This is a genomic window from Streptomyces sp. NPDC034670 (genome assembly GCF_055574875.1).
On sequence record NZ_JBVITR010000029.1, the window covers coordinates 1 to 25,025 of the forward strand.

Genomic DNA, 25,025 nt, shown 5'->3' on the forward strand with positions numbered 1-25,025 from the left:
ACCCCCCCCCCCCCCCCCCCCCACCCCCCCCCCCCCCCCCCCCCCCCCCCCCCCCCGGGGGGGGGGGTGTTTCCCCCCCCCCCCCCCCCCCCCCCCCCCCCACCAAGATCTTCATGAGTCTTCTAGGCGTCGATGCGGGACCGGTCCAGGGTCGCCGCGGAGCTGGAGATGAACTCCTTGCGGGGGGCGACGTCGTTGCCCATGAGCAGGTCGAAGATCTGCTCGGCGGCCTCCAGGTCGGTGAGGTTGATCCGGCGCAGGGTGCGGTGGCGCGGGTCCATGGTCGTCTCGGCCAGCTGGTCGGCGTCCATCTCGCCGAGGCCCTTGTACCGCTGGATCGAGTCCTTGTACCGGATGCCCTTGCTCTGGAACTCCATGAGCTTGTCGCGCAGCTCCCGGTCCGAGTACGTGTAGACGTACTTCTCCTGGCCCCGCTTGGGCTGGATCAGCTCGATGCGGTGCAGCGGGGGCACCGCGGCGAACACCCGGCCCGCCTCGACCATGGGCCGCATGTAGCGGTGGAACAGCGTCAGGAGCAGGGTGCGGATGTGGGAGCCGTCCACATCCGCGTCGGTCATCATGATGATCTTTCCGTAGCGGGCCGCGTCGATGTCGAAGGTCCGTCCCGACCCCGCTCCTATGACCTGGATGATCGCACCGCACTCGGCGTTCTTCAGCATGTCCGTCACGGAGGACTTCTGAACGTTGAGGATCTTCCCGCGGATCGGCAGCAGCGCCTGGAACTCCGAGTTCCGGGCGAGTTTCGCCGTACCGAGCGCGGAGTCGCCCTCGACGATGAACAGCTCGCTGCGGTCGACGTCGTCGCTGCGGCAGTCGGCCAGCTTGGCGGGCAGCGTGGAGGACTCCAGAGCCGTCTTGCGGCGCTGCGCGTCCTTGTGCTGGCGGGCCGCGATACGGGTGCGGGCCGCGGCGACGGCCTTCTCCAGGACGACGCGCGCCTGCTGGGCGGCGTCCCGCTTGGTGGAGGTCAGGAAGGCCTTGAGCTCGCGGGAGACGACGGTGTTCACGATGCGGCGGGCCGCCGAGGTGCCGAGGACCTCCTTGGTCTGGCCCTCGAACTGCGGCTCGGCCAGGCGGACCGTGACCACCGCCGTGAGGCCCTCCAGGGCGTCGTCCTTGACGATGTCGTCCTCGGCCACGCGCAGCATCTTCTTCGCGCGCAGCACCTCGTTCATCGTCTTGGCGACGGCCTGCTCGAAGCCGGCGACGTGGGTGCCGCCCTTGGGGGTGGCGATGATGTTGACGAACGACCTGACCGTCGTGTCGTAGCCGGTCCCCCAGCGGAGCGCGACGTCGACCCCGAGCTCGCGGGTGACCTCGGTGGGCGTCATCTGACCGCGTTCGTCGAGGACGGGGACGGTCTCCTTGAAGGTGCCCTGCCCGGTGAACCGGAGGGTGTCGCAGACGGGCCTGTCGGCGGCCAGGAACTCGCAGAACTCGCTGATGCCGCCGTCGAAGCGGAAGGACTCCTCGCCCTTGCTGCCCCCCTCGCCGAGCCCGTACTCGTCACGGACGACGATGGTCAGGCCGGGCACCAGGAACGCGGTCTGGCGGGCCCGCTGGTGCAGGGTCTCCAGGGAGAGCTTGGCGTCCTTGAGGAAGATCTGGCGGTCGGCCCAGTAGCGCACGCGCGTGCCGCTGCGGCTCTTCGGGATCTTCTTGACCTTGCGCAGCCCGTTCCCGGCCTCGAACTTCGCGTCCGGACCCAGCGCGGCGAAGGCTCCCGGGACACCGCGCCGGAAGCTGATCGCGTGGGTGTGCCCACCGCGGTCCACCTCGACGTCGAGCCGCGCGGACAGGGCGTTGACGACGGAGGCGCCGACGCCGTGCAGACCGCCGGAGGCGGCGTACGAGCCGCCGCCGAACTTGCCGCCCGCGTGCAGCTTGGTCATGACGACCTCGACGCCGGACAGGCCGGTCTTGGGCTCGACGTCGACCGGGATGCCGCGGCCGTTGTCCCGGACCTCCACCGACCCGTCGTCGTGGAGGACCACCTCGATGTGGTCGCAGTAGCCTCCGAGGGCCTCGTCCACGGAGTTGTCGATGATCTCCCAGAGGCAGTGCATCAGACCGCGGCTGTCGGTCGATCCGATGTACATGCCGGGGCGCTTCCGCACGGCCTCGAGCCCCTCGAGGACGAGCAGGTGCCGCGCGGTGTAGTTGGAACCGTCCCGGTCTGCTCCTGCCAGCAGCGCTGTGGACGGCACGGACGTCTCGGCGGTCACGCGGTTCGCTCCTCGCTGAATTTCAGGTGGGGCCCTCGTGGGTAAGGGCGCGCCTTCGGTTGTCGGTGAGAGGGTACAGAGGCCTGGTAGAGCCGTTGTAACGCCACCCTCGCCCGAGTCCACCCTAGTCGAGGATCGCATGTCTGTTCGATCGCTCGATGGGGTGAAGCACACATCACGTTCCCTTGGAGGCATGAACCATTTAGGCTCCGGGCACGTCCTCATGAACAACCGGCAACCCCGCCGGGAGGGCGGACCATCCATAAGAACGCGAATCCGTACGACACATCAGACACGCACTACGGCACATTCGCCGCCAACCGGCAGCACCCAGCCGTCTCGGAAGATTTTTTTCGAAGAGAAGCCGCGAGCGGGAACGTTTGGGGCTGGTTGGATGTTGACCCTGGTACGACAGCTCGTCGAGCTAGAGAAGAGGCGACGTGACTACTGTTCTGACCCCCGCGAGCCCGCTGACGGCCGCCGATCGCTGCGACCGCTGCGGCGCCCAGGCATACCTGCGCGTCGTCCTGCTGAGCGGCGGAGAACTGCTCTTCTGCGCCCACCACGGGCGCAAGTTCGAGCCGGAACTCAAGAAGATCGCCGCCGAGATACAGGACGAGACGGAGCGACTGACCGCCCCCCGGGCGGCCGCTCCCGACGAAGAGCGCTGACGCCTCACGTCCGACGACGAGCCAGCCCGGCACAGGCCGGCATCGGGCGGCCGCCCCCTCATTTCCGGGAGCCGGCCGCCCGGCTCGTCGGACACCTTCCACGGCCCCCTCGGCCGACCTCCACGGCCCCCTCGGCCGGACCGAGCGGCCTACTCGAGGACCCGCTCGATGGTGGACACCCGCGTGTACACCCCGGGGCTGCCCGCCCAGCCGCAGCCCGCGCCCCAGGACACGAGGCCTATCAGCCGCCCCTGGGCCACCAGCGGCCCGCCGCTGTCCCCCTGGCAGGCGTCCCGGCCCCCTGCCGTCTCTCCCGCGCACAGCATCGTCCCGGCGCGGTACGTTCCGCCGGGTCCCCCCGGATACGCCTGCTCACACAGCGTGTCGGGCTGCACACGCACGCGCGCCGCGTGCAGACTGCCCGCGTAGCTGCCGGAGCCCGTGGTGTCCCCCCACCCGTAGACGGTGGCTCCGGCACCCGCCCGGTACGCGGGGTCGCCCGCCCCCGCCATCTCGATGACCGCACTCGGGGGAAGCGGCTCGGCCAGGGTGAGCACGGCGAAGTCGCCGGAGTTGGTGGCACCGTCGTAGTCCGGATTCACCCGGGTCTCGCGCACCGCGATCTCCTGGCCCCGGTCCGAGAGCAGGTCCGTGCGCCCCGTGATGACCCTGAGGTCGGGTATCCGGTCCGGTGACACCCCCAGCACCTCCTGGCCCATGCAGTGGGCCGCCGTGAGCACGGTGGTCCGGCCGACCGCCACGCCCCCGCAGAACTGACCGGCTCGTGTACCCCCGAAACGGTCACGGCTGGACAGCGCCACGACCCACGGACTTTCCGCCACATCGACCGGGAAGCCGCCGACGACGATGCTGTCGGCGGCCGCCGGAGCGGCCGCGGCCACCGGCAGGACGGTCATGGCGGCCGCGAGAACCAGAGGCCGGGCCAGGGCCCGGACGAGACGACGACGCATGCGCGCTCCTCACACTGGGGTGATCGTGGAACACCCAGAGTGATCCGCTCCCCCGCGGGACGCACCCGCGCGCAGCACGAAGGCCCGGCCCCCGGGAACGGAACGGGGGCCGGGCCTTCGTGGACACCGTCGTCCGGCCGCCGCGCGCGGCGGCCGGACCTCAGTCGAGGTAGTCGCGCAGCACCTGGGAACGCGACGGGTGGCGCAGCTTCGACATGGTCTTGGACTCGATCTGGCGGATGCGCTCGCGCGTGACGCCGTACACCTTGCCGATCTCGTCGAGGGTCTTCGGCTGACCGTCGGTGAGACCGAAACGCATGGAGACGACGCCCGCCTCACGCTCGGACAGGGTGTCGAGGACGGAGTGGAGCTGCTCCTGCAGGAGCGTGAAGCTGACCGCGTCGGCCGGGACGACCGCCTCGGAGTCCTCGATGAGGTCGCCGAACTCGCTGTCGCCGTCCTCGCCCAGCGGGGTGTGCAGCGAGATGGGCTCGCGGCCGTACTTCTGGACCTCGATGACCTTCTCCGGGGTCATGTCGAGCTCCTTGGCCAGCTCCTCCGGGGTGGGCTCGCGGCCCAGGTCCTGGAGCATCTGGCGCTGCACGCGCGCAAGCTTGTTGATGACCTCGACCATGTGCACCGGGATACGGATGGTGCGGGCCTGGTCGGCCATCGCGCGGGTGATCGCCTGACGGATCCACCAGGTGGCGTACGTGGAGAACTTGTAGCCCTTGGTGTAGTCGAACTTCTCCACCGCGCGGATCAGACCGAGGTTGCCCTCCTGGATGAGGTCCAGGAAGAGCATGCCGCGGCCGGTGTAGCGCTTGGCCAGGGAGACCACCAGGCGGAGGTTGGCCTCCAGGAGGTGGTTCTTGGCGCGGCGCCCGTCCTCGGCGATGATCTCCAGCTCGCGCTTGAGCTTCGGCGCGAGCTTGTCGGAGTTGGCCAGCTTGTCCTCGGCGAACAGACCCGCCTCGATGCGCTTGGCGAGCTCGACCTCCTGCTCGGCGTTGAGCAGGGGCACCTTGCCGATCTGCTTGAGGTAGTCCTTGACCGGGTCGGCGGTGGCGCCGGCGGCGGCGACCTGCTGGGCGGGCGCGTCGTCCTCGTCCTCGTCGGAGAGCACGAAACCGGCGCTCTCCGCGCCCTCGGGCTCCTCCGCGACCTTGGTGTCCTCGAGGACCTCGTCGTCGACCAGCTCGACGTCGTCCTTCTTGGCGGCGGTCTTCTTGGCGGCGGTCTTCTTCGCCGTGGTCTTCTTCGCCGCCGCCTTCTTGGCGGTGGTCTTCTTGGCAGCCGCCTTCTTGGCGGGCGCCTCCTCCTCGACGGCGGGATCGCCGGCGGGGGCCGCGGGCGTGGCGGTGGCGGTGGCCTTCCGGGTGGTCGCCGTCTTGGCCGCGACCGTCTTGGTGGCGGTGCGCTTGGCGGGACTCTTCGCTGCGACGCTCTTGCGGGTGCGCTTGGGCTCTGCGGCACTGACCATCAGCGTCACACCCTCTTCCTCGAGGATCTGATTGAGGCTGCGCAGTACGTTCTTCCACTGAGTGGCCGGAATCTGGTCAGCTTCGAAGGCCCGACGCACGTCATCGCCGGCGATCTGCCCCTCAGCCTTTCCCCGCTCAATGAGCGCCATGACAGAGACGGACTCGGCGATCTCCGGCGGGAGCGTACGGGATGTGCTGGCCGACACGAACAACCTCTCGGAACGTTGGAAAACGGCTTCCGGCCCCGTCCACGGGGGACAGGAGCCGACCGCCGGCTTGGGGATGGGCCGACGGTGCGGGCGGGGGCCGGGAGATGCACAGCGCCTTCAAGGGCGTCCGTATTCCTCCGCGGCTGTCACCTCTTAGGTCATCGTGTTCTCCCCGGGAGCGTTACGCCCATTCCGCGTGTCCCGAGTCACATCCCGTAAGCATTCAGAAGCCGTCAGGAAGGGGCAAAAACTTTCATTCGGGGCGGAGGCGGCACCTCTTCGGGCCTCGCGCCCTCCTTCTCGTCGTCGGACCCCGCAGGATCGTCGACGATCCCGCGGGGTCCGACGGGGGCGGCTCGTCGGCGGGCGCTGCCACAGGAGGGGGATGGCAGACCGGACCGCGCCGCCCGCGGAACGCGTCAGTGCTCGCGCGGAGCGGGCACCACGCGTTCGACTTCGGGGTGGAGCGTGAGGAGCTGGCGCATGGCGGCCTCGGCCGCCGCACCGTCGCCGTCGGCGAGCGCGTCGACGATCCTGCCGTGGTGCGCCAACGACGCCTCGTACGGCCGTTCACAGCCCGTGACCGGGCCGCCCGACACCTGCAGCGCCGAGGACACGATCCCGGAGAGGTGCTCCAGCATGCGGTTGCCCGCGGCCTGGATGAGCAGCGAGTGGAACTCGGAATCGGCACGGGCGAACGTGAGCGCGTCACCCTGCCCCACCGCGTGCCCCATGATCTCCACCATGTCGGACAGGCGCTGCTGGACGTCCTCGCGCCCGTGGCCGGCCGCCAGGCGGGCGGCGAGCGGCTCGATCGTCCAGCGCAGCTCGCTGAGCTCACGGCGCTGGTCGTCGCGCTGCGGCCCGAAGGCCCGCCACTCGATGATGTCCGGATCGAGCAGGTTCCAGTCGCTGACGGGGCGCACCCGCGTGCCCACGTTCGGGCGCGCGCTGACCAGGCCCTTGGCTTCCAGGACACGGAGCGATTCGCGGACGACGGTGCGGGAGACCTCGAAGCGCTGGCCGATCTCCTCGGGCACCAGCGGACGGTCGGCACCCAGGTCGCCGGAAACGATCATCTGACCCAACTGCTGGACGAGTTGGCCGTGCAGCCCGCGCCCACGGCTGCCCGCGGCGCGCCGGCTCACGCGGCCCAGCTCCGAGTCCGCCCCCTCCCAGGCAGGGGCTCCGCCGCGGTCGACGGCGGGCGCCTCGCCGTAGGGGTAGTGGTCGAGTTCGCCCGGGCTCGTGAGGCCGGAGTCTGCGGAGCGGGCGGCGGTCATCATGGTGTGCGCAAGGGTACTCACGCATCTTTTGTCGGCGCCGTCCCCAACTCCCTTGAGGGCTTTGGTGAAAAGCACACGAAAGGGTGATCGCTCACCCCGTCGTAATTGACGCCTTATCGGAAGGAAACGGGCCATACCCGGGAAGTTGCTGCCATAAACGCATCAATGTGCACATAAACGGTCATTATCGGGCCTTGTTCCGCAGGATCGTGGGCAGATAGGCGCGGAGCAACACCGTCGGTGACAACACCAGCGCACTGCCCACGGGTTGGGCAACCCCCGCAGCACCGCCTCCGGACGACGCTCGCCTCCGAAAGGCCGCCGGAGCGACGGACCTTCCCGCGCCCGCGCCGGAAATCCGGTCGCGGCGCACGTCGACGGCCCGTCCACCACCTCGTGCACGAGGGGTGTGGCGGGAACGGGCACGACGGCGACCGCGGCGGATCCGGCAGCGGCGGACCGGAAGAAGCCCGCGGCCAGGACATAGGCACAGGCACAGGCACAGGCACAGCCCGTCACGGGCCCGATCCGGCCGGTACCCGGCGGAAGCCGTACCGACGCCCCTGGCGCGGCGGATCTCATGACGAAGAGGGTGGAGGGGACCGGGGGGCAGGCCGGTCGGAGAAAGGAGGCGGAGGCACCGCCCGGGTGTCCAAGGCGCGGTCGGGCCGGCTTCCGAGTGCTGCGGCGGAACGGCGGACCACCCCGCCGCAGGGCCTCCGGCTCCTGCCGGCCGGAGAGTTGCGGAGGCGGGCGGGCCACCGTCGGCCGGAGCGCCGACGGGACGAGCCGGCAACGCCCGCACCGGTCCCATGTCTCCGATTCGGTCGGCGTGTTGGTGCACGACGATGCCGTGCCGGAACGCGATCCCGCCGAGCTCCGCACAGGTACCGTCCTGGACGCGGAGGCGGTTGCCGCCTTCCGGCACGACCCGCACGGAGCGCCGCGCGGTGCGAACCTCCTTCGCGTGCGGCACGGAGAGGCGCGCGGCGCGCGGACTGCGGACGGCGACGCGGGGACGCAGCCGGGTGCGCCAAGAACCCGGAGTCGGCCGTCGCGCACGGAACGGTGCCCCCTGGTCCGCGTGCGCCCGGAGCATGCCGTGGAGCCGTCGGCCCTCGCGGACGGGGCCCGCGCGGGCCCGTCGAGCACGAGCGCGGCGGATCGGCCGACGGCGCGCGGGCCGGTCCGGGCCTGCGGTCCGTGCCGCGCGACAGGGTGCCGATGCGTTCACCCCGCGGATCCACCAGCCCCACCCCTTCGAGGACTTCACCGACGCGGCGAACTACGGCGCCCGCGGCGGCACCCGGGATGCGGGGACGCCGCGGACCGTCCGGGCGGGACGGCCCGGCGCACCGCCCGGCACAACGCCGACCTCACGGCAGGAATGCGCGATGCGGTGCGGCGGGCGTCCTGTGGACCGGGTGCTCCCCTGCCCCGGTTGGAGTTCGAGCGTGAGTCCGAGCACGGCCGCCTGCCCGCGCGGCCGCGCTCTTCGCGTCAGACCTCGGGGCGCAGCATCGGAGGGTTGAGCAGGGTGGCTCCGCCGGCCCGGAAGAGCTGGGCGGGACGACCGCCCTGGCGGGTGGTCGTCCCGCCGGTGGGCACCAGGAAGCCCGGCGTGCCGGTCACCTTGCGGTGGAAGTTGCGCGGGTCGAGCGCCACGCCCCACACCGCCTCGTAGACACGGCGCAGCTCGCCGACGGTGAACTCCGGCGGGCAGAAGGCCGTCGCCAGCGACGAATACTCGATCTTGGATCGGGCGCGCTCCACGCCGTCCGCCAGGATCTGGGTGTGGTCGAAGGCGAGCGGCGCGACCGGTTCTCCGTCCCTGCCGTAACCGCCCTGCTGGAGCAGTTCCTCGACCGGCGCCCAGCGGGCGTTGCTGGCGTCACCGCCCGCCCTGGGCGCGGGCAGGTCGGGGGCCAGGGCCAGGTGTGCGACGCTGACGACACGCATCCTGGGGTCGCGCTCGGGGTCGCCGTAGGTGGCGAGCTGCTCCAGATGAGCACCGTTGTCCTGGGCGGGGGCGGCCGGGTCGTGCACACGCAGCCCCGTCTCCTCGGCCAGTTCCCGCGCCGCCGCCTGCGCCAGGTCCTCGTCGGCCCGTACGAAGCCGCCGGGAAGGGCCCAGCGCCCCTGGAAGGGCGGCTCTCCCCGGCGCACCGCCAGCGCGCACAGGGCATGACGGCGCACGGTCAGCACGACCAGGTCCACGGTGACGGCGAAGGGCGGAAAGGCTGACGGATCGTAGGGCATGCGGCGATCATAGTCGTCTCCCTGACGATAAACACTCCCTTCACCGACCGCACCGACGGCTGTTCCGCCCCGGACGGCACGCCCTGCCGGTCATCCGGCCGGCACATCCTGCCGGTCATCCGGCGGCACCGCGTCCCGCCCGGTCGTGCTCCCGGCCGGAGCCCACCGGCTCCCCACTCCGTCCGCGGCGGGGCCGGACCGGCCGCCTCCCGGCCCCGCCGCCCCGGTCACCGGCTCTCCCCGTCCTCTCCCCGTTCGCTCACTCGCCCCCTCCGCCGCCCCGGCCGTCGGTCCGTGCGCCTCCCCGCGAAGCGCCGCGACGGCGTGCGGTGTCCGGCCTCGCCGTGCCCGGGCGTGCGCCGCCCGGACGCGTACGGTCCCCGGCTCCGGGACGCGCGCCCCCGGCCGACGCGCGCGGACGCGGAACCCCGGCGCTCCGGCGGACCCCTTCCGTCCGCACCCGGAGAGGGGAACGGTCGCCCGGGCCGGAGGCACGCGTGCGGCGCCGGTGGCGCGAGGAGGCCTCCCCCGGACCGGGGGCCGCGCATTCGGATGCGGCCCGTCCGGACGCAGTGGGCCGGGGACCCACGGGGTCCGCGTCCCCGGGCACGCATCCGCCGGCCCCGCCGGTGTCCGCGGCCGGTCCGCCGGAGGCGGCCTGCCCCCGTTCCTCGCGCTCCTCGCGCAGGCAGCGGCGGATCGATTCCGGGTCGAGCCCTTCGTTGCAGGCCTGGTGCAGGAGACGGGCGAAGAGGTAATCGGGGTCGGCGCCCAGGGCCATGGCGAGCGCCTCCCGGGCCTCCAGCTCGTCGCCCGTGGACCAGGCGACCCAGCCGGCGAGGGTGAGGGGCGCGGCCGCGTGTTCGCCGTACGCCCCCACACAACGGCGCGCCAGGGCCCGCCACAACCGGAGGGCGGTACCCGCCTCGTCCCCCTCCATCCACTCGGCCGCGCGGTCGCGCGTCGTGCGGTCCTGCAGGCCGAGAATCAGCGTCGCGGCCTCGTCGTGTCCGATCAGTGCGTCGTCCCGCAGGTCCGCCGGGAGCGCGCCGGTGACGGGCGGAGCGCCGGCGAGACGGCCCATGACCCGCTCGGCGAGCCCCAGCGTCTCCTCGGCGACCTCGTGCCGCCCCGCCGCGTCGAGGATCCGGGGGATCAGTGCCGCACCGGCGGCGTCCAGGGCGGCCTCCTGTGCGAGGGCGGCGGAGTGCTCCCACGGCAGGAGCCTGGCGCGCAGCTCACGCAGGGTGCCGCGGACCTGGATCCCCGCGTAGGTGGCAGCGGCGGCCAGCACCGAGGTCCCGGGCAGGCCCATCGTCGTCCCCTCGGCCGGGCAGCAGCCCTCGTTGTCGCAGCAGTAGGACCAGAAACGGCCGTCCGAGACGCACAGGGCCTCCACCACCGGGACGTCGAGGGCCCCGCACTCCAGGCGCAGCGCGTGGGCGAGCGGCGCCAGCCGCTCCTTGACCTGCCGGCCGGATTCGCCCTCGGCCGGTTCGCGGCAGAGGAAGACGACCATCTGCTCGGGCCGGGCGCCTCGGCGTTCGCCGCCCGTCACCAGGCCGTGGGCCAGCTGCCGGGCGGCGGGGGGCCAGTCGTCCGGTTTCACGGGGATGCCGAGCCGGGCGCGGCCGCCGAACCGGCCCCGCCCGTCCCTGTCGTGCAGGGCGACCAGCACGATGCTGTCCTCGGGGCGGTACCCGAGCAGGTAGGGCAGCGCGTCGGCGAGCTCGGCCGGAGTGCGCAGGGTGACCTGCTGCGCGTCGCCGTGGTGGTCGTACGCGGCGCCGGTGATGTCCGCGGCGCGCGGTGCGCCGCCCGTCTCGTCGTCGTGCCCGCGGGAACCGGTGGATCCGGTGCGGTCCGCGGGCCCTTCGCGCTCCGGGAGGCCGGCGTGCTCGCGCCCGTCGTGCCCGAGGATGTCGCCGCTTTCGGAGGATCCGGTCGTTTCGCTGTGGTTCGTCATGGGATGACGATCTCGCGGAATTCAGGACTCCGCTTTTTCCTGTGGATAAGTCCGATCAGGGACACGTCACGAACGGCGGGCGCGCCCGGCGGGGCGGCGGGCCGTCCGGCGGCCGCCGCCCCGCCGGACACGGACGAGCGCGGACGGGACAGACGGGGGCGCGCCCCGTCGCCCCGCCGTGCCCGGACCGGCGGTTCAGCGGTGATGGACGGCCAGGGGGCGGCCGTCGACCTCGTGCACCCGGACCGGGGTGTCGAAGATCCGGCTGAGGAGGTCGGGGTCCATCAGCTCGTCCGGGGTGCCGTGGGCGACGATCGCGCCGTCCCGCAGGGCGATGACGCGGTCGGAGTAGCCGGCCGCGATGTTGATGTCGTGCACGACCAGGACCACGGTCTTGTTCAGTTCGTCGGCGGCTGAGCGCAGCTGCTCCATCATCCGGACCGCGTGCTTGATGTCGAGGTTGTTCAGCGGCTCGTCGAGCAGCGCGTAGCGGGTGTCCTGGGCCAGCACCATGGCGACGTAGGCGCGCTGCCGCTGGCCTCCGGAGAGCTGGTCGAGGTAGCGGCCGGCCAGGTCGCCCAGGTCGAGGAAGTCCAGGGCCCGGTCGATGTGCCCGTGGTCCTCGGCTGTGAGCCGTCCCCGGCTGTGCGGGAACCTGCCGAAGGCCACGAGTTCCCGCACGGTGACCCGGGCGGTGAAGTGGTTGTCCTGGCGCAGGACGGCCAGCCGCCGGGCCACCTCGGCCGACGGCGTGCGGTGCACGTCCGTGCCGTCCAGCAGCACCGTGCCGGAGGTGGGGGTGGCCAGTCGGCCGAGCAGGGTGAGCAGCGTCGACTTGCCCGCGCCGTTCGGCCCGATCAGCGAGGTGATGCCGCCCTCCTCGATGCGGCCGCTCACCGGGCCGAGGACCGTGCGGTCCCCGTAGGACTTGACCAGGTCACGGAACTCGATCACAGGGTGCCCTTCTTGAGCAGGTAGGCCAGGAAGACCACGCCGCCGAGGAACTCGATGACGGTGGTGAGCATGCCGGACGCGTACACGATGTGCTCCATCGTGAACTGCCCGACGAGCAGGGTGAGCAGGCCCATCAGGAAGGCCATCGGCAGGACGACGGCGTGCCGGTGGGTCCCCGAGAACTGGTAGGCGAGCAGCGCCGCGGTGAACCCGAAGAAGGTCATCGGACCGACCAGCGCCGTCGACATCGCGACCATCAGCGCGACCACGACCAGCGCGCCGGTCAGCTCCCCGCGGTGGTTCAGGCCCAGTCCGGTGGCCGCGTCCCGGCCCAGCAGCAGCACGTCGAGCCGGTGCCGCCGCCGCCACAGGTAGAGGCCGGCCGCGGCGCACACGGCGAAGGCGAACGGGAGGTGCTCCGCCCCCACCGACCCGAGGCGGCCGAACAGCCGCGCGGAGAGCACGTCGTAGTCCGCGGGCGCGAGCATGCGCTGGAGGAACAGCGACAGGCTCTCGAAGGCCACCCCCAGCACCACACCGGCCAGCAACAGCACGTGGAGATTGCCGGTGGGGCCGCTGAACAGCCAGCGGAACAGCAGCGTCGTGAAGGCGACCATCAGCACCGTCTGCACGACCAGCTTCGCGAGCCCGTCGGTCGCGGCCAGTACGGTGCCGCCGAAGAGGAACACCATCAGCGTCTGCATCAAGGTGTAGACGGCGTCGAAGCCCATCAGGGACGGGGTGAGGATCCGGTTGTGGGTGACGGTCTGGAACACGACCGTTCCCACGCCCTGGGCGAAGGCCGCCACGACCATGGCGCCGACCAGGGTCAGCCGCCGCTCGATCGCGAAATCGAACGACCCCTTGACGAAGAGGAACAGGAAGCAGAGCGCGGCCACCACGACGGCGGCGCCGGCCACGAGGAGGCGTACGCGCGGATCCGGGCCGCGCCGGCGCTCCTCCTCCGGGGCACCCGGCGCCGGTCGCGGGCGACGGCCCGGGGCCGCCGGGCCGGGGGCGCCGGGGCCGGCCGGCACCCGAACGGCTGCGGAATCAGGCATGGACGGCTCCCCCTCGTGCGAACCGGCGCAGGATCAGGCTCAGGAAGACGACGGCCCCCACGGCACCGAGGATCACCGAGGCGGGAATCTCCAGCGGGGCGACGACGGTGCGGCCGATCAGGTCGCACACCGTCAGCAGGGCGACACCGCCCAGCACCGCCCAGGGCAGGTTGGAACGCACGTCGTCGCCGCGCACCATGGAGACCAGGTTGGGCACCACCAGGCCGAGGAACGGCAGGAAGCCGACCACGACGGAGGTCACGCCGGTGGCCAGCGCCACCATCGCCAGGCCCAGGTACAGGACCCGGCGGTAGGACAGGCCCAGGCTCACCGCCATGTCCCGGCCCAGGCCGGCGATGGTGATCCGGTCGGCCACCACGTACAGCACGGCGACCAGCGCGCCGACCACCCACAGCGGCTCGTAGGTGCCCTTGACCACTGAGCTGAAGCCGCCGGAGCGCCAGGCCGACAGCGTCTGCATGAGGTCGGTGGAGGAGGCGATGTAGGTGGTGACCGCGCCGACCACGGCACCCAGCATGATGCCGACGATCGGCACGATCACCTGGGAGCGCAGTGCGAGCCTGCCGAGCAGGCTCAGGAAGAGCACGGACCCGACGAAGGCGAACACCGCGGCGCACGCCATCTTCACCAGCACCGGAGCACCCGGCGCCACCAGGGTGAGCAGCAGCACGCCCAGCGCCGACCATTCGGCCGTGCCGGTGGTGGTCGGCTCGACGAAACGATTCTGCACCAGCATCTGCATGATCACCCCGGAGACCGCCATGGCGGCCGCGGCCAGGACGAGCGCCAGGGTGCGGGGCACCCTGGAGATCAGGAACATCCGCCGTGCCTCGGGGTCGTGCAGCAGGGAGTGCAGATCGATGTCGTAACCGCCGGTCAGCAGTGACGCCACCACCAGTCCCAGGACGACCGCCACGGCGCAGGGCAGGGCGAGCCGACGCAGCATGCGCACCTCCGCTCGGGTCCGTGTAGGAGTGGTCCGGGACTACTCGGCGGCCTTGGCGAACGCCTCGGCGACCAGCTTGAAGCTCGCCGTGTAGGCCTGGGCGCCTTCGGTCACGTAGAAGTCCGTGGGCAGGTGGACGATCTGGTCCTCGGTCATGAACGTGACGTTCTTCCAGGCGTCCTGCCCCTCCACCAGGCTCTTGGCCGGGGTGGGCGCGTCGCCCTCGCCCTTGAAGACCGCGGCGTCGCGGTCCATCACGATCATCCAGTCGGGGTTCAGCTCGGCGATGGTCTCGGGCGCCAGACCGGAGTCGTTGTGGACCGCGGTCTCCTCCTGGCCCTCGGCGGAGAGCACGTTCTTCAGGTTCAGCGGCTCGGCCAGCCGGCCGATGCGGCTCGCACCGTTGTCGATCTTGCCGCCGCTGGCGACGGCCAGGAAGACGGTCTCGCCGCCGGTCGCCTCGACGGCGGCCTTCTCGGCCGCCTCCAGCTCGTCGACGATCTTCGCGGCCTCCCGCTCCTTGCCGAAGAGCTCACCCAGCTGCTCGGTCTGCGTCTTCAGCGAGGCGACGTACCCGCCCTCGGCCTCGTCGGAGGGGGAGATGTCGATGGTCGGCGCGATCTTCTCCAACTCGTCCTGCTGCTCGCCGAAGCGGTAACCGCCGATGATCAGGTCGGGTTCGGCGGCGTTCAGCTCCTCCAGCTTCGGTTCGCGGTGCGTGCCGACGTCCGCGATGGAGGCGTCGTTCTTCCAGTCGTCGAACCCGGTGGCCGGCAGCAGCCCCTTGGGCGCGGCGACCGGCTTGACGCCCAGGGCCTTCAGGGTGGCGAAGGAGGTGTTGTCCAGTGCGGCGACCCGCTCGGGGTTCTTCGCGACCTTCTTCTCGCCGAGGTTGGTGGTCAGGGTGACCTGCTCCGCGCCCGCGGCGCCGTCCGCCTTCCCGGAGTCGGCGCCGGAGGAACAGGCCGCCAGCAGGGCCACGGAGCCGACGACGGCGCCGAGGGCGATCAGCGGGCGGGCGGGACGGGACGAACGGGGCCGGGACTGAGACATGATCTTGCTTTCTGGTCATGGACGCCGGCGGACGGCGCGGAGGCACAGCACGGACCTGAGGACGGCCGGGCACGGCAGAGTCACCGGCGACGAACCGGTGACCTGCGGGAATAAGGATAGCCTTACCTAAATGATTGGCTGCAGGGGCCATGCACTCTCCGCCGGGCCCCTCCGGCCCCGCCGAGGAGGCCACCGAGCGGCTTCCGCGCGGACAAGGGCCCGGCAGCCCTCAAGAGGCTCAGGAGCAAAGGGTGTTGGGAGGGTGTCAGCCCGCCGTGGCGAGCACCAGCGGCAGGACCCGGTCGGCCCCCGCCCGCCTCAGCAGGCGAGCGGTGACGGCGAGGGTCCAGCCGGAGTCCGTGCAGTCGTCCACGAGCAGGACGGGCCCGGGGGCACCGGCCAGGGCGCCGGCCAGTTCCCCGGGGACGGCGAAGGCTCCGGACAGCGCCCGGAGGCGCTGGGCCGAGTTGCTCCGCCGGGCCGCCTGCGCGCCGCTCGGTCCCGTGTACGCCAAGGTGCCCAGGAAGGGCAGGCGCCCGATGTCCGCCACTCCCCGCGCCAGGGACTCCACCAGCAGGGGGCGGGTCAGGGACGGTACGGCGACGACGCCCACCGGCCGGGCGGGGGCGTCCGGGCCGTTCGACGCCCAGCCCTCCGCGGAGCGCGCCCAGTCGGCGAGGACCGTCACCGCCGCCCGCAGGACGTCGTCGGGGACCGGCCCGTCGGGCGCGCCCTCGGCCAGCAGCGGGCGCAGCCGGTTGCCCCACCCGATGTCCGAGAGCCGTCCCAGGGCACGCCCGGTGGAGCACTGCTCCGTGACCGGGATGCGGCCCTTGAGGTCCACGCCGAGCGCGGGCATCCCCGTCGGCCACATCCGGCGCGGCTCGACCGTCACCCCCGGGCGGTCCAGCTCCTTCGCCGCCCCCGTCAGCCCCTCCGCCGAGACCGAGGGGTCCGCCCAGGCGCCCGCGCAGTTGTCGCAGCGGCCGCACGGGGCCGCCTCCTCGTCGTCCAGCTGCCGGCGCAGGAACTCCATCCTGCACCGGTCCGTGCTCACGTAGTCGCGCATGGCCTGCTGCTCGGCGGCACGCTGCCGCGCCACCCTGGCGTAGCGCTCGGCGTCGTACACCCAGTCGGCTCCCGTGGCCGTCCAGCCGCCCTTCACCCGCTTGACCGCGCCGTCGACGTCGAGCACCTTCAGCATCGTCTCCAGACGGGTGCGCCGAAGGTCCACCATCGCCTCCAGGGCCGGTACGGACAGGGGCCGCCCCGCACCGGCGAGAGCCGAGAGGGTCTGGCGGACCTGTGCCTCGGGCGGGAAGGCGGTGTCGGCGAAGTACCGCCAGATCGCCTCGTCCTCCTTGCCCGGCAGCAGCAGCACATCGGCGTGGGCCACCCCGCGGCCCGCCCGCCCCACCTGCTGGTAGTAGGCGATCGGCGAGGACGGCGAACCGAGGTGGACCACGAAGCCCAGGTCCGGCTTGTCGAACCCCATGCCCAGCGCCGACGTCGCCACCAGTGCCTTGACCCGGTTCTCCAGGAGGTCGGCCTCGGCCTGCATCCGGTCGGCGTTCTCCGTGCGCCCCGTGTAGGGGGCCACCCGGAAACCGCGCTGCCGCAGGAAGGCGGTGGTCTCCTCGGCCGCGGCCACCGTCAGCGTGTAGACGATCCCGGAGCCCGGCAGCTCGTCCAGGTGCTCGGCGAGCCAGGCCAGGCGGTGCGCGGCGTCCGGCAGCCGGACGACTCCGAGTCGCAGGCTCTCCCTCTCCAGCGGCCCCCGCAGCACCAGGGCCTCGCCGGCACCGGTACCCAGCTGCTCGGCCACGTCCGCGGTGACCCGCGCGTTGGCGGTCGCCGTCGTCGCGAGCACCGGCACGCCGGGGGCGAGTTCGGCGAGCATCGCCCGCAGCCGGCGGTAGTCGGGGCGGAAGTCGTGTCCCCAGTCGGAGATGCAGTGCGCCTCGTCGACCACCAGCAGGCCGGTCGTGGCCGCGAGCTTGGGCAGCATCTGATCGCGGAACTCCACGGAGTTGAGGCGTTCCGGGCTGATGAGGAGGACGTCGGTCTCGCCGCGCTCGACCTCCTCGTGGATGGCGTCCCACTCCTCCGGGTTGGCCGAGTTGATGGTGCGCGCCCTGATACCGGCCCGCGCCGCCGACTCGACCTGGTTGCGCATCAACGCCAGCAGCGGCGAGACGATCACCGTCGGACCGGAGCCGCGCCGGCGCAGCAGAGCGGTGGCCACGAAGTACACCGCCGACTTGCCCCAGCCCGTGCGCTGCACCACCAGGGCCCGCCGGCGCTCCTCCACCAGGGCCGCCACCGCCCGCCACTGATCCTCCCGCAACCGCGCCGAACCCTCCGGGGCGCCGACGAGCTCGGCGAGGATGGCATCGGCTTCGGTGCGGAGCTCCAGGTCGTCCATGCCCCCATGCAACCCGACGGCACGGACAATCGGCCACCTCACCCTGCGTGACGACCTGCTCGCGGACGCCCCTGCGGAACGCGCCCTGTGGAAATCCGCCCTCCCATGACGTACGAACGTGTCGTGTCCCGGCGTACGAACGTGTCGTGATCGAACGACGCGTGCGCGGCCCGAGTGGCAGCGTGTGCGGATATAAGCCGCACTTCACCAGATAGCGGACCGCCGCCCCAATTGCTCGTTGCCGCATCCAAGTTCGACAGGAAGAATCGAAGTCCGCACCCGCACGGCTCGTCCGCCGATCAGGTAGGGCTCCGTTGCGCGCGCTCCCCCGAATCCGACCCCGCCCGCAGTATGGGCGTAGCCGAAGGGAGAACCGTGACCTTCGGATTCGCTCCGTCCTCGGCGGCATCGCTGTCGACGCCCGCCGCTTCCGCCACCCGCGTGCTCGAACCCGCGGAGTGGGCCGCCGCGGGCATCCCGCTGCTGCGCAACCCGCGCGAGGTGGTCAGCGGACTGCACGCCCGGCATCACCCCGGGCTCGCGACCGCGGTGGTCGCCGTGCTCGACCCGGACGAGCGGCTGCGGGCGAGCGCCTCGTTCGCCCGCGGCCCCGCCCCCGCGGACGGCTGGATGCTCCGCAACGTACTGCTGGCCCAGTTGCGCCGGGTCATCCCGCACGACCTCCGGCGCCGCACACCGGTGCGCACCGCCGTGCTGCTCTACTGCCGCGACGGCGACGCACGGTGGACCGAGGAGGACGGCGCGTGGATGTGGGGGCTGCGGGACGCCTGCACCCTGCACGGGCTGCGCTGCGGGGCGTACATCACCCTCACCCGCGACGGCTGGCAGGTGCTCGGTGAGGGCCGCGGAGGGCGCCACCCCAGCGCCGGCTCGGCGCCGGAGCCGTTCGCCACGTCCGAGGCGCCGCCCCGGACACCGCGCACCGGCGGTGCCCCGTCGGAGGTCCTGCGTCGCGCGGCGGCACGCTGACGCCGCGCACGGGCCGCCGGCGTCTCCGGCCCGTTCCCCGGAGCGGGCCGGGCCGCGGAAGGGAACGGCGCGTCCGTACGGCGCCCGGCCCGGCGCGGGACGGCACGGCCGCGCGCATCGGCCCGGCCGGTCCTGCGTACGCCGGGACCCGAGCGTGCGGGCGCCGCGGCCGCGGCGCTCGCGTCACCCCTCGGCGTCCGCCCGGGCTTCGTGACGCCCGCTCAGACGCCCGCGCCGAGCACCGAGTTGATCCGCTGCGGGTCGCCGCACACGATCAGCAGGGCACCGGCCCTGGCATGGGCCACCGACAGGGCGGAGGCCGCCGTGTCGTGGGAGCCGCCGTTGACGGCGACCACCACCACGGGCCGCGCGCCGGCACGCTCCGCGATGCCGGCGTCCGTGTAGAAGACGTCGTCACCGGCATCGTGCTGGGCCCAGTAGGAGGCCTCGCCGAAGGACAGTTCGTGGGTGGCCCACGGGTGCGGCTCACCGGTGGTGATCACCAGCACGTCGCCGGGGGCGCGACCCGAGTCCAGCAGCAGGTCCACGGCCTCCTCGGCGGCGTCGAGCGCCCCTTGGGCCGAGGCCGGGATCAACTGGATCTGCGGAGTGGCTCCGGCGGGCGCCGCCGGGCCCGAAGGGCCGGGCTTGGCCGGGGCGGCCGTGTCGCGCGGCGCGCGTTGCGCCGGCGGCGCGGGCCGCGGCGGACCGGGACGACCGGGACGCGACGGAGCCGCAGGGCGGGGACCGGGGACGGGGCGAGGGGTCGGCGCGGTGCGGCCACTGGCCGGAGTGGCGCGGGGACCCTGGGCACTCTCGTGAATCTGAGGCTCCTCGGGAATGAGAGGCATGAGCTGATTTTTATCAAACACTGGTACGGCTCGCGCCGCCGGGTGGCACATGAGTGCGAGCGGAACGGTCAGAAATCGAAGCCGAGCTGACCTTCGATCCCCGGAACGCCTCCGCCCGCCCCGCCGCGGACCTTCTTGAGGTGCCGCCACCGGGGCAGCGCATCAAGATACGCCCACGACAGCCGGTGGTGCGGGGTGGGGCCCCGAACCTCCAGCGCGGCCTTGTGCACGGGCGACGGATACCCGGCGTTGTCCGCGAAACCGAAGTCTGCATGGTCGGCACCCAGTTCGGCCATCATTTTGTCGCGCTGGACCTTGGCGATCACCGAAGCCGCCGCGACCGCCACGCACGACTGGTCGCCCTTGATCACCGTACGGACCTTCCAGGGCGCGCCGAGGTAGTCGTGCTTGCCGTCGAGTATCACCGCGTCGGGCCGGGCCGGCAGCGCCTCCAGCGCACGCACCGCCGCCAGCCGCAGCGCGGCCGTCATCCCGAGGTCGTCGATCTCGTCCGGGAACGCGTGCCCGAGCGCGTACGACGTCACCCAACTCCGCAGTGTCTCGGCGAGTTCGGCGCGCCGCTTGACGGTGAGGAGCTTGGAGTCGGTGAGCCCCTCGGGAGGCCGACGCAGTCCGGTGACCGCCGCGCAGACGGTGACGGGTCCGGCCCACGCGCCGCGCCCCACCTCGTCGACACCGGCAATGATCTTCGCCCCGGTCGTGGCGCGGAGAGAGCGCTCGACGGTGTGAGTGGGTGGTTCGTACGGCATGGCGCCCATAGCGTACGCCGCCCGGAACGGCCCGCGACACCCCGGCTCCCCGAGCGGCACCCCGCTCCGGCGGATCCCCGGTCAGGAGCCGTCCGGCCGCAGCAGCGGAATCATCAACTGGTCGATCATCTCCTCCAGGTCGGCATCCGCCCATTCGCTTCCGCACATCTTGGAGCGGTACATCATCATCGCGGGAATGGCGTCGAAGACATATCCGTTCGCGGCGTCGGGGCGCACCTCTCCCCGCTCGACACCTCGCTCGATCACTTCGTGCAACATTCTGAGCGTCGGCTCCACGACCCCTTCGAAGATCACGCCGTGGAAGCGCTCGGCCTGCGCGGTGTCGCACTCGTGAACCACCGCACGCACCGCCAGGCCCGACCGGGAGAACATCGTCATCCGCGCGGCGGACGAGGGCTGGCGGGACGGCGTGACCATCGGCTCGTTCGCGGCCGCCGTGGTGCTGCTGGCGGCCTTCGCGCTGATCGAGTCCCGGGCCAGGGAGCCGATCACCCCGTTGCGGATGTTCGCCGACCGCAACCGCTCGGGCACCTATGCGATCATGCTCAGCCTGGCAGCGGCGATGTTCGGCATGTTCTTCTACATCGTTCTCTTCGTGCAGAACGTGCTCGGGTACAGCCCGATCGAGGCCGGTCTCGCCTTCCTGCCGGTGACGGTCGTGATCGCGCTCGGGGCCGGCCTGTCGCAGCGGTTCCTGCCCGTCCTCGGACCCAAGCCGTTCATGCTCATCGGGTCGGCGCTCGCCGCGACCGGACCGGCCTGGCAGACGCTGATCGATTCCGGCAGCTCCTACGTGGGCGGCATCCTCGGCCCGATGCTGGTCTTCGGCTTCGGCATGGGCCTGAACTTCGTGACGCTGACGCTCACCGCGGTCTCCGGGGTGGCCCAGCACGAGGCCGGCGCGGCGTCCGGGCTGCTCAACGCGACCCAGCAGGTGGGCGGGTCGGTGGGACTGGCCCTCCTGACGACGGTGTTCGGCACGGCCAGCAGGGACGAGGCGCAGAAGCAGGTCCCGGGCTTCCTCGCGGAAGGAACACCGGAGCAGAAGGCCGAGTTCGCACAGACGCGGCAACTGCCCGCCCCCTGGGGGGACGAGGTGCTCGCACAGGGCATATCGGCGGCCTTCGTCCCGGCTGCGGCGATGGCCGTACTGGCCCTGGCCACCGCCTGGCTGGTGGTCCGGGTCCGCAGGAGCGACCTGGAGGCCCTCTCCGGCTCGGCCGGTCCGGGCATCGGCTGACGGGGTAACACCGCGGGCCCGGCCCGGCAGCTCACCGACGGAGGTCCCGAGGACCGGTCGGAGAGCGCCGGGCCGGGTCCCGTCCGACCGGCGCCGGACGGACCGGAGGCGGTGCCCGAAGCACCGGCACCGCCGCCCGGGCGCCCCGGCCGGGGCGCCGGACCTCATCACCGCGGCCCTCAGGGCGAGCAGCACGGCGAACAGCCCCCTCACGGTCACCCCCGACGGCACTCTTCGACGACTCTTCCGGCGATCCGCCCGCGCGTACCGGATCTCACGGATCACACAGCGGATGCCCCGACAACGCGCGGCGGTCACGGAGAGTTCCCGGTGTGTACGGAGAGTTCCCGACGGCGGGGTTCGCCCTGCCCGCCCCGTGGTTCACCGGCACCCTTCGGGCGACTCCCGGCCCGGGCCGGCCCGGCCGACCCGCCCTCAGGCCGCGGCCGGCACCCAGTCCGGCAGCGGCTCGGTCCGGTCGGTCCACTCGGCGGGCGGTGCTCCCGCCTTCCCGGCGGCGACCACCCCGCCCACGATGGCGCAGGTCGTGTCGACGTCCCCGCCCACCTGCGCGGTCGTCCAGAAGGCCCGCTCGTAGTCACCCAGTGCCCGGGCGGCCGACCACAGCGCGAACGGCACGGTGTCATGGGCCGTGGTGCGCCGCCCGCAGCCCAGCACGGCGGCGACGGTCGTCGCGTCCCCGTAGTCGAGCATGTCCCGGGCACGGCGCAGCCCAGCGCCGACCGCGCTCCTGGCGGGCACCAGTGCGACGACCCCGTCGAGAAGGGCTTCCGCGCCGGGCGGCCCGCCCGGCGCGGCGGCGAGCGCGGCCGCCGCGGCGACCGCCATGGCACCGACCACGGCCTCGCGGTGCTGGTGGGTGGGGTAGGCCGAGATCTCCGCCTGGTGGGTGGCCTGTTCCGGATCGTCCGCGTACCAGGCGCCCAGCGGAGCGATCCGCATCGCGGCGCCGTTGCCCCAGGAACCCTGTCCGTTGAAGAGGGCGGCGGCGAGCTCGCGCCAGTCGCCCCCTTCCCGGACCAGTCTCAGCAGCCGGCCGACGGCGGGACCGTACCCCCGGTCGAAGTCCTGGTGGTCGGCGAAGGACCGGGCGAGGGCGTCCTGGTCGATCCGGTGGTGGGCGGCCAGGACGGCCACCACGGAACAGGCCATCTCGGTGTCGTCGGTCCACTGCCAGGGCCCGTCGGGCGGCTCGCGGCGCTTGAGCAGCGGGTAGTTCACCGGAACGAAGAACTGCGAGCCGAGCGCGTCCCCCACCGACAGCCCGCGCAGGCTGCCCAGGGCGCGAGCCAGGCGCCCGGCGGAAGCGGAAGGGGAATCAGCGGTCATCGCCCTGCCACTCTATCCGGTGATCCCGTACGGTTCCGGGTCCCGCCAGCGCTCGAAGGGCCGGTCGAGGGTGTACTTGCCGTCCTCCCCCAGGACGAGCATCCGCGTCTCGGCGTTCCCCGGGTTCGACAGCGACTCGAACTCCGCCACGGTCCAGTGGAACCAGCGCATGCAGAACAGCCGCATGGCCAGCCCGTGCGTGACGATCAGGACGTTCGGCGGATGGTCGGGGGCCTCGAAGCTGCGGAACAGGCTCTCCAGGAAGCCGTCGACCCGGTCGTAGACGTCGGCTCCGGACTCGCCCTGGGCGAAGCGGTAGAAGAAGTGACCGTAGGCGTCCCGGTAGGCCTTCTGCAGCCGCACCTCCTCGCAGTCCTGCCAGTTGCCCCAGTCCTGCTCGCGCAGCCGCGGCTCCTCGCGCACCCGTATGAGCCCCGGATCGAGGCCGAAGGCCTTCAGCGTCTGGTGCGTCCGGCGGTAGGGGGAGACGTAGACGCTGACGCGTTCACGGCCGAACAGTTCCCGCAACCGCTTGCCCGTCTCCTCCGCCTGCCGCCAGCCCCGCTCGGTCAGGGCCAGGGCGTGGTCGGGTTCGCGCTCGTAGACGGAGTCGTCGACATTGCCCGTCGATTCGCCGTGCCGGACAAGGACGATGCGCCGTGGTCGTGCCATGCCGAAACCCTAGATCGGGTGACGGCCCGAGGGGCAATCGTGCGGGTCCCTTACGGCGTAGGTCACACCGGTCCCGCACCAGGGCGCGTCCCCGGTGCGTCCGGTGATCAGACCGTCCAGGCCGGCTCCATGTCCACGACGTCTCCCGTGAGGGCCACGACGTCGGCCTCCGTCTGCGCCCGCAGGGCGAGGCGTTCCACCCTCTCGGTGCGGTACTTGCCGTGCTCGGCCGCGGACTGCCACATCGACAGCACCAGGAACTCGTTCCCGGGCGCCTCGCCGAACAGTCCGCGCACCATCCCGGGCGAGCCGGCCATCGCCGGGTTCCAGACCTTCTCCTGCATCAGCACGAAGTGCTCCGCCCGCTCTTCACGGACCCGGCACAGTGCCGCCCTGAGCAGGTCGGCGTCGGTGAAGCGCGGTTCGAAACCGGTCTTCACGTCGAAGCGGTGGTCGAAGAGCCTGACCTGGGCGTCCTTGAAGGTGCCCGACTGGGCCGAGGCGAGCCGGTCGTGGGAGCGCGCCATGAAGGAGTCGTAGAAGGCGCGGCTCTCCCAGAAGGAGAAGACGTGCGCCACGTCCGGCCGCCCCCGGCTCCAGCCCCCGCCCTGCCCGCGAAACCCCGGCTCCCCCAGAAGCCCCGCCCATTTCCGCTGCCCCCGCTCGAACCCGCGGCGGTCCACCACGGTGCAGCGAATCCACTTGACCAGCACTGCGCCATCGTAAGGCCAGGGGGCGTGGCGCCGGTCACCCTCGGGTGGCCTGCTTCCCCCCGTGCGTCACCGCGTGCGTGGCAGGATGGACAACCCGCCGGGACCGCCCGGCGTTCGGGGTGAGCGGCAGGACGGTCGCGGGGAAGGGGAAGACTGGTGAACGGCCTCAGCAAGGGCATCCGCAAGGTCGAGATCGCACTGCGGTGGGACCCGAGTCCCTCGGGGGAGCCGTCGACCGACCTGGATCTCGTCGCCGCGCCCTACCCGGCGAGCGACCCGCACGGCGACCCCGCCTACGTGGTGCACTTCGACAGCCGCTCCCCCGACGGCACCATCACGCTCAACCGGGACAGCAAGGACGGCCAGGGCTTCGGCTTCGACGAGGTCATGACGCTGGAGCTGGACCGGCTCGACGCGCGGTACGCGAGGGTGGTGGTCGGCGTCGTCGTCCAGCAGCACCGGACACGGCGCACGTTCTCCGGTGTGGGCAACCCGGGTCTGCGCATCCGCGAGGGGTACACCGTCCTGGCCGAGGACGACTTCGGCGGTGTCCCGGGGGCCACGGCGGCGACGGTCGCGGAGTTCGTCCGCGACGGCTCCGGAGCCTGGACCTTCCGTCCCGGCGTCCAGGGCTTCGAGGGCGATCCGGAGGCCTTCGCCCGCACGATGGGAGCGCCGCGCCGGCCGTGAACCGGGACGGGCGGCGGGGCCCGGCCGGTCCGCCTCCGCCCACCGGCCGGGCCCCGTGCGCGCCGCGCCGGCCGGTCACGGCACCGAGGGGGGGGGGGGGGGGGGGGGGGGGGGGGGGGGGGGGGGGAGGGGGGCTCGGGGGGGGGAGGGGGGGGGGGGGGGGGGGGGAGGGGAGA

The 25,025-nt window shown here is 72.5% G+C and carries 19 protein-coding genes and 2 pseudogenes; 4 read left to right on the forward strand and 17 right to left on the reverse strand.

Annotated elements, in window-relative coordinates:
• Positions 1-122: 122 nt before the first annotated feature.
• Complete coding sequence (locus ACZ56B_RS19665) at positions 123-2,246, reverse strand: DNA gyrase/topoisomerase IV subunit B (protein WP_468791690.1); 2,124 nt, start codon at positions 2,244-2,246, stop codon at positions 123-125.
• A gap of 440 nt (positions 2,247-2,686) precedes the next feature.
• On the opposite strand from ACZ56B_RS19665, the gene ACZ56B_RS19670 reads away from it, so the two are divergent.
• Positions 2,687-2,917, forward strand: coding sequence for a DUF7455 domain-containing protein (locus ACZ56B_RS19670; RefSeq protein WP_468791692.1), 231 nt, complete (start codon positions 2,687-2,689; stop codon positions 2,915-2,917).
• A 149-nt stretch (positions 2,918-3,066) separates the two neighbouring features.
• Here the strand turns inward: ACZ56B_RS19670 and ACZ56B_RS19675 are convergent, their stop codons facing one another.
• The 10 genes from ACZ56B_RS19675 to ACZ56B_RS19720 all read right to left on the reverse strand — a co-directional run bounded on the left by ACZ56B_RS19675 (position 3,067) and on the right by ACZ56B_RS19720 (position 17,552).
• On the reverse strand, positions 3,067-3,888 hold the full coding sequence (locus ACZ56B_RS19675; RefSeq protein ID WP_468791694.1) for a S1 family peptidase: 822 nt from the start codon (positions 3,886-3,888) through the stop codon (positions 3,067-3,069).
• A 160-nt stretch (positions 3,889-4,048) separates the two neighbouring features.
• The gene (locus ACZ56B_RS19680) at positions 4,049-5,578 is read right to left on the reverse strand and encodes an RNA polymerase sigma factor (protein ID WP_468791696.1); all 1,530 of its coding nucleotides are present in this window, start codon (positions 5,576-5,578) and stop codon (positions 4,049-4,051) included.
• Positions 5,579-6,000: 422 nt separating this feature from the next.
• A complete protein-coding gene (locus ACZ56B_RS19685; RefSeq protein WP_468791698.1) occupies positions 6,001-6,888 on the reverse strand; it encodes a FadR/GntR family transcriptional regulator in 888 nt (295 codons plus the stop codon).
• A 1,479-nt stretch (positions 6,889-8,367) separates the two neighbouring features.
• Positions 8,368-9,126, reverse strand: a complete 759-nt coding sequence (locus ACZ56B_RS19690; RefSeq protein WP_468791700.1) for an NUDIX hydrolase — start codon at positions 9,124-9,126, stop codon at positions 8,368-8,370.
• Positions 9,127-9,385: 259 nt separating this feature from the next.
• Positions 9,386-11,092, reverse strand: coding sequence for a DUF4192 domain-containing protein (locus ACZ56B_RS19695; RefSeq protein WP_468791702.1), 1,707 nt, complete (start codon positions 11,090-11,092; stop codon positions 9,386-9,388).
• 195 nt (positions 11,093-11,287) lie between these two features.
• Positions 11,288-12,046 carry an iron ABC transporter ATP-binding protein gene (locus tag ACZ56B_RS19700; RefSeq protein ID WP_468791704.1) on the reverse strand — a complete coding sequence of 253 codons (759 nt, stop codon included), beginning with the start codon at positions 12,044-12,046 and terminating at the stop codon, positions 11,288-11,290.
• A complete protein-coding gene (locus ACZ56B_RS19705) occupies positions 12,043-13,107 on the reverse strand; it encodes an iron chelate uptake ABC transporter family permease subunit (protein ID WP_468791706.1) in 1,065 nt (354 codons plus the stop codon). Before ACZ56B_RS19705 ends, ACZ56B_RS19700 begins: the two co-directional genes overlap by 4 nt.
• Entirely contained in the window at positions 13,100-14,074 is a 975-nt protein-coding gene (locus ACZ56B_RS19710) for an ABC transporter permease (RefSeq protein ID WP_468791709.1), read from the reverse strand. Before ACZ56B_RS19710 ends, ACZ56B_RS19705 begins: the two co-directional genes overlap by 8 nt.
• A 39-nt stretch (positions 14,075-14,113) precedes the next feature.
• Positions 14,114-15,127, reverse strand: coding sequence for an ABC transporter substrate-binding protein (locus ACZ56B_RS19715; protein WP_468791712.1), 1,014 nt, complete (start codon positions 15,125-15,127; stop codon positions 14,114-14,116).
• A gap of 265 nt (positions 15,128-15,392) precedes the next feature.
• The gene (locus ACZ56B_RS19720) at positions 15,393-17,552 is read right to left on the reverse strand and encodes a RecQ family ATP-dependent DNA helicase (protein WP_468791716.1); all 2,160 of its coding nucleotides are present in this window, start codon (positions 17,550-17,552) and stop codon (positions 15,393-15,395) included.
• Positions 17,553-17,927: 375 nt separating this feature from the next.
• Between ACZ56B_RS19720 and ACZ56B_RS19725 the strand changes: the two genes are divergently transcribed.
• The gene (locus ACZ56B_RS19725) at positions 17,928-18,542 is read left to right on the forward strand and encodes a hypothetical protein (protein ID WP_468791719.1); all 615 of its coding nucleotides are present in this window, start codon (positions 17,928-17,930) and stop codon (positions 18,540-18,542) included.
• Positions 18,543-18,763: 221 nt separating this feature from the next.
• Here ACZ56B_RS19725 and ACZ56B_RS19730 read toward each other — a convergent pair whose 3' ends face one another.
• From ACZ56B_RS19730 to ACZ56B_RS19740, 3 genes and pseudogenes are all read right to left on the reverse strand, one after another.
• Entirely contained in the window at positions 18,764-19,393 is a 630-nt protein-coding gene (locus ACZ56B_RS19730) for a hypothetical protein (protein WP_468791722.1), read from the reverse strand.
• A 68-nt stretch (positions 19,394-19,461) separates the two neighbouring features.
• A complete protein-coding gene (locus ACZ56B_RS19735) occupies positions 19,462-20,163 on the reverse strand; it encodes a ribonuclease HII (RefSeq protein ID WP_468791725.1) in 702 nt (233 codons plus the stop codon).
• Positions 20,164-20,244: 81 nt separating this feature from the next.
• Positions 20,245-20,568, reverse strand: a pseudogene (locus ACZ56B_RS19740) (TetR-like C-terminal domain-containing protein); the annotation flags it as partial.
• Between ACZ56B_RS19740 and ACZ56B_RS19745 the strand changes: the two are divergent.
• A pseudogene (locus tag ACZ56B_RS19745) lies at positions 20,561-21,424 on the forward strand (MFS transporter); the annotation flags it as partial. The pseudogenes ACZ56B_RS19740 and ACZ56B_RS19745 sit on opposite strands and share 8 nt — an antisense overlap.
• A 435-nt stretch (positions 21,425-21,859) precedes the next feature.
• On the opposite strand, the gene ACZ56B_RS19750 reads toward ACZ56B_RS19745, so the two are convergent.
• The 3 genes from ACZ56B_RS19750 to ACZ56B_RS19760 form a co-directional block, all read right to left on the reverse strand.
• The gene (locus ACZ56B_RS19750; RefSeq protein ID WP_468791728.1) at positions 21,860-22,774 is read right to left on the reverse strand and encodes an ADP-ribosylglycohydrolase family protein; all 915 of its coding nucleotides are present in this window, start codon (positions 22,772-22,774) and stop codon (positions 21,860-21,862) included.
• A 12-nt stretch (positions 22,775-22,786) separates the two neighbouring features.
• Positions 22,787-23,446: a histidine phosphatase family protein gene (locus ACZ56B_RS19755; RefSeq protein ID WP_468791731.1), complete on the reverse strand. Its 660-nt coding sequence runs from the start codon at positions 23,444-23,446 to the stop codon at positions 22,787-22,789.
• A 107-nt stretch (positions 23,447-23,553) separates the two neighbouring features.
• Positions 23,554-24,159, reverse strand: a complete 606-nt coding sequence (locus ACZ56B_RS19760; RefSeq protein ID WP_468791734.1) for a YdbC family protein — start codon at positions 24,157-24,159, stop codon at positions 23,554-23,556.
• A gap of 156 nt (positions 24,160-24,315) precedes the next feature.
• Here ACZ56B_RS19760 and ACZ56B_RS19765 point away from each other — a divergent pair, with 156 nt between their 5' ends.
• Entirely contained in the window at positions 24,316-24,849 is a 534-nt protein-coding gene (locus ACZ56B_RS19765) for a TerD family protein (RefSeq protein WP_468791737.1), read from the forward strand.
• Positions 24,850-25,025 lie beyond the last annotated feature (176 nt).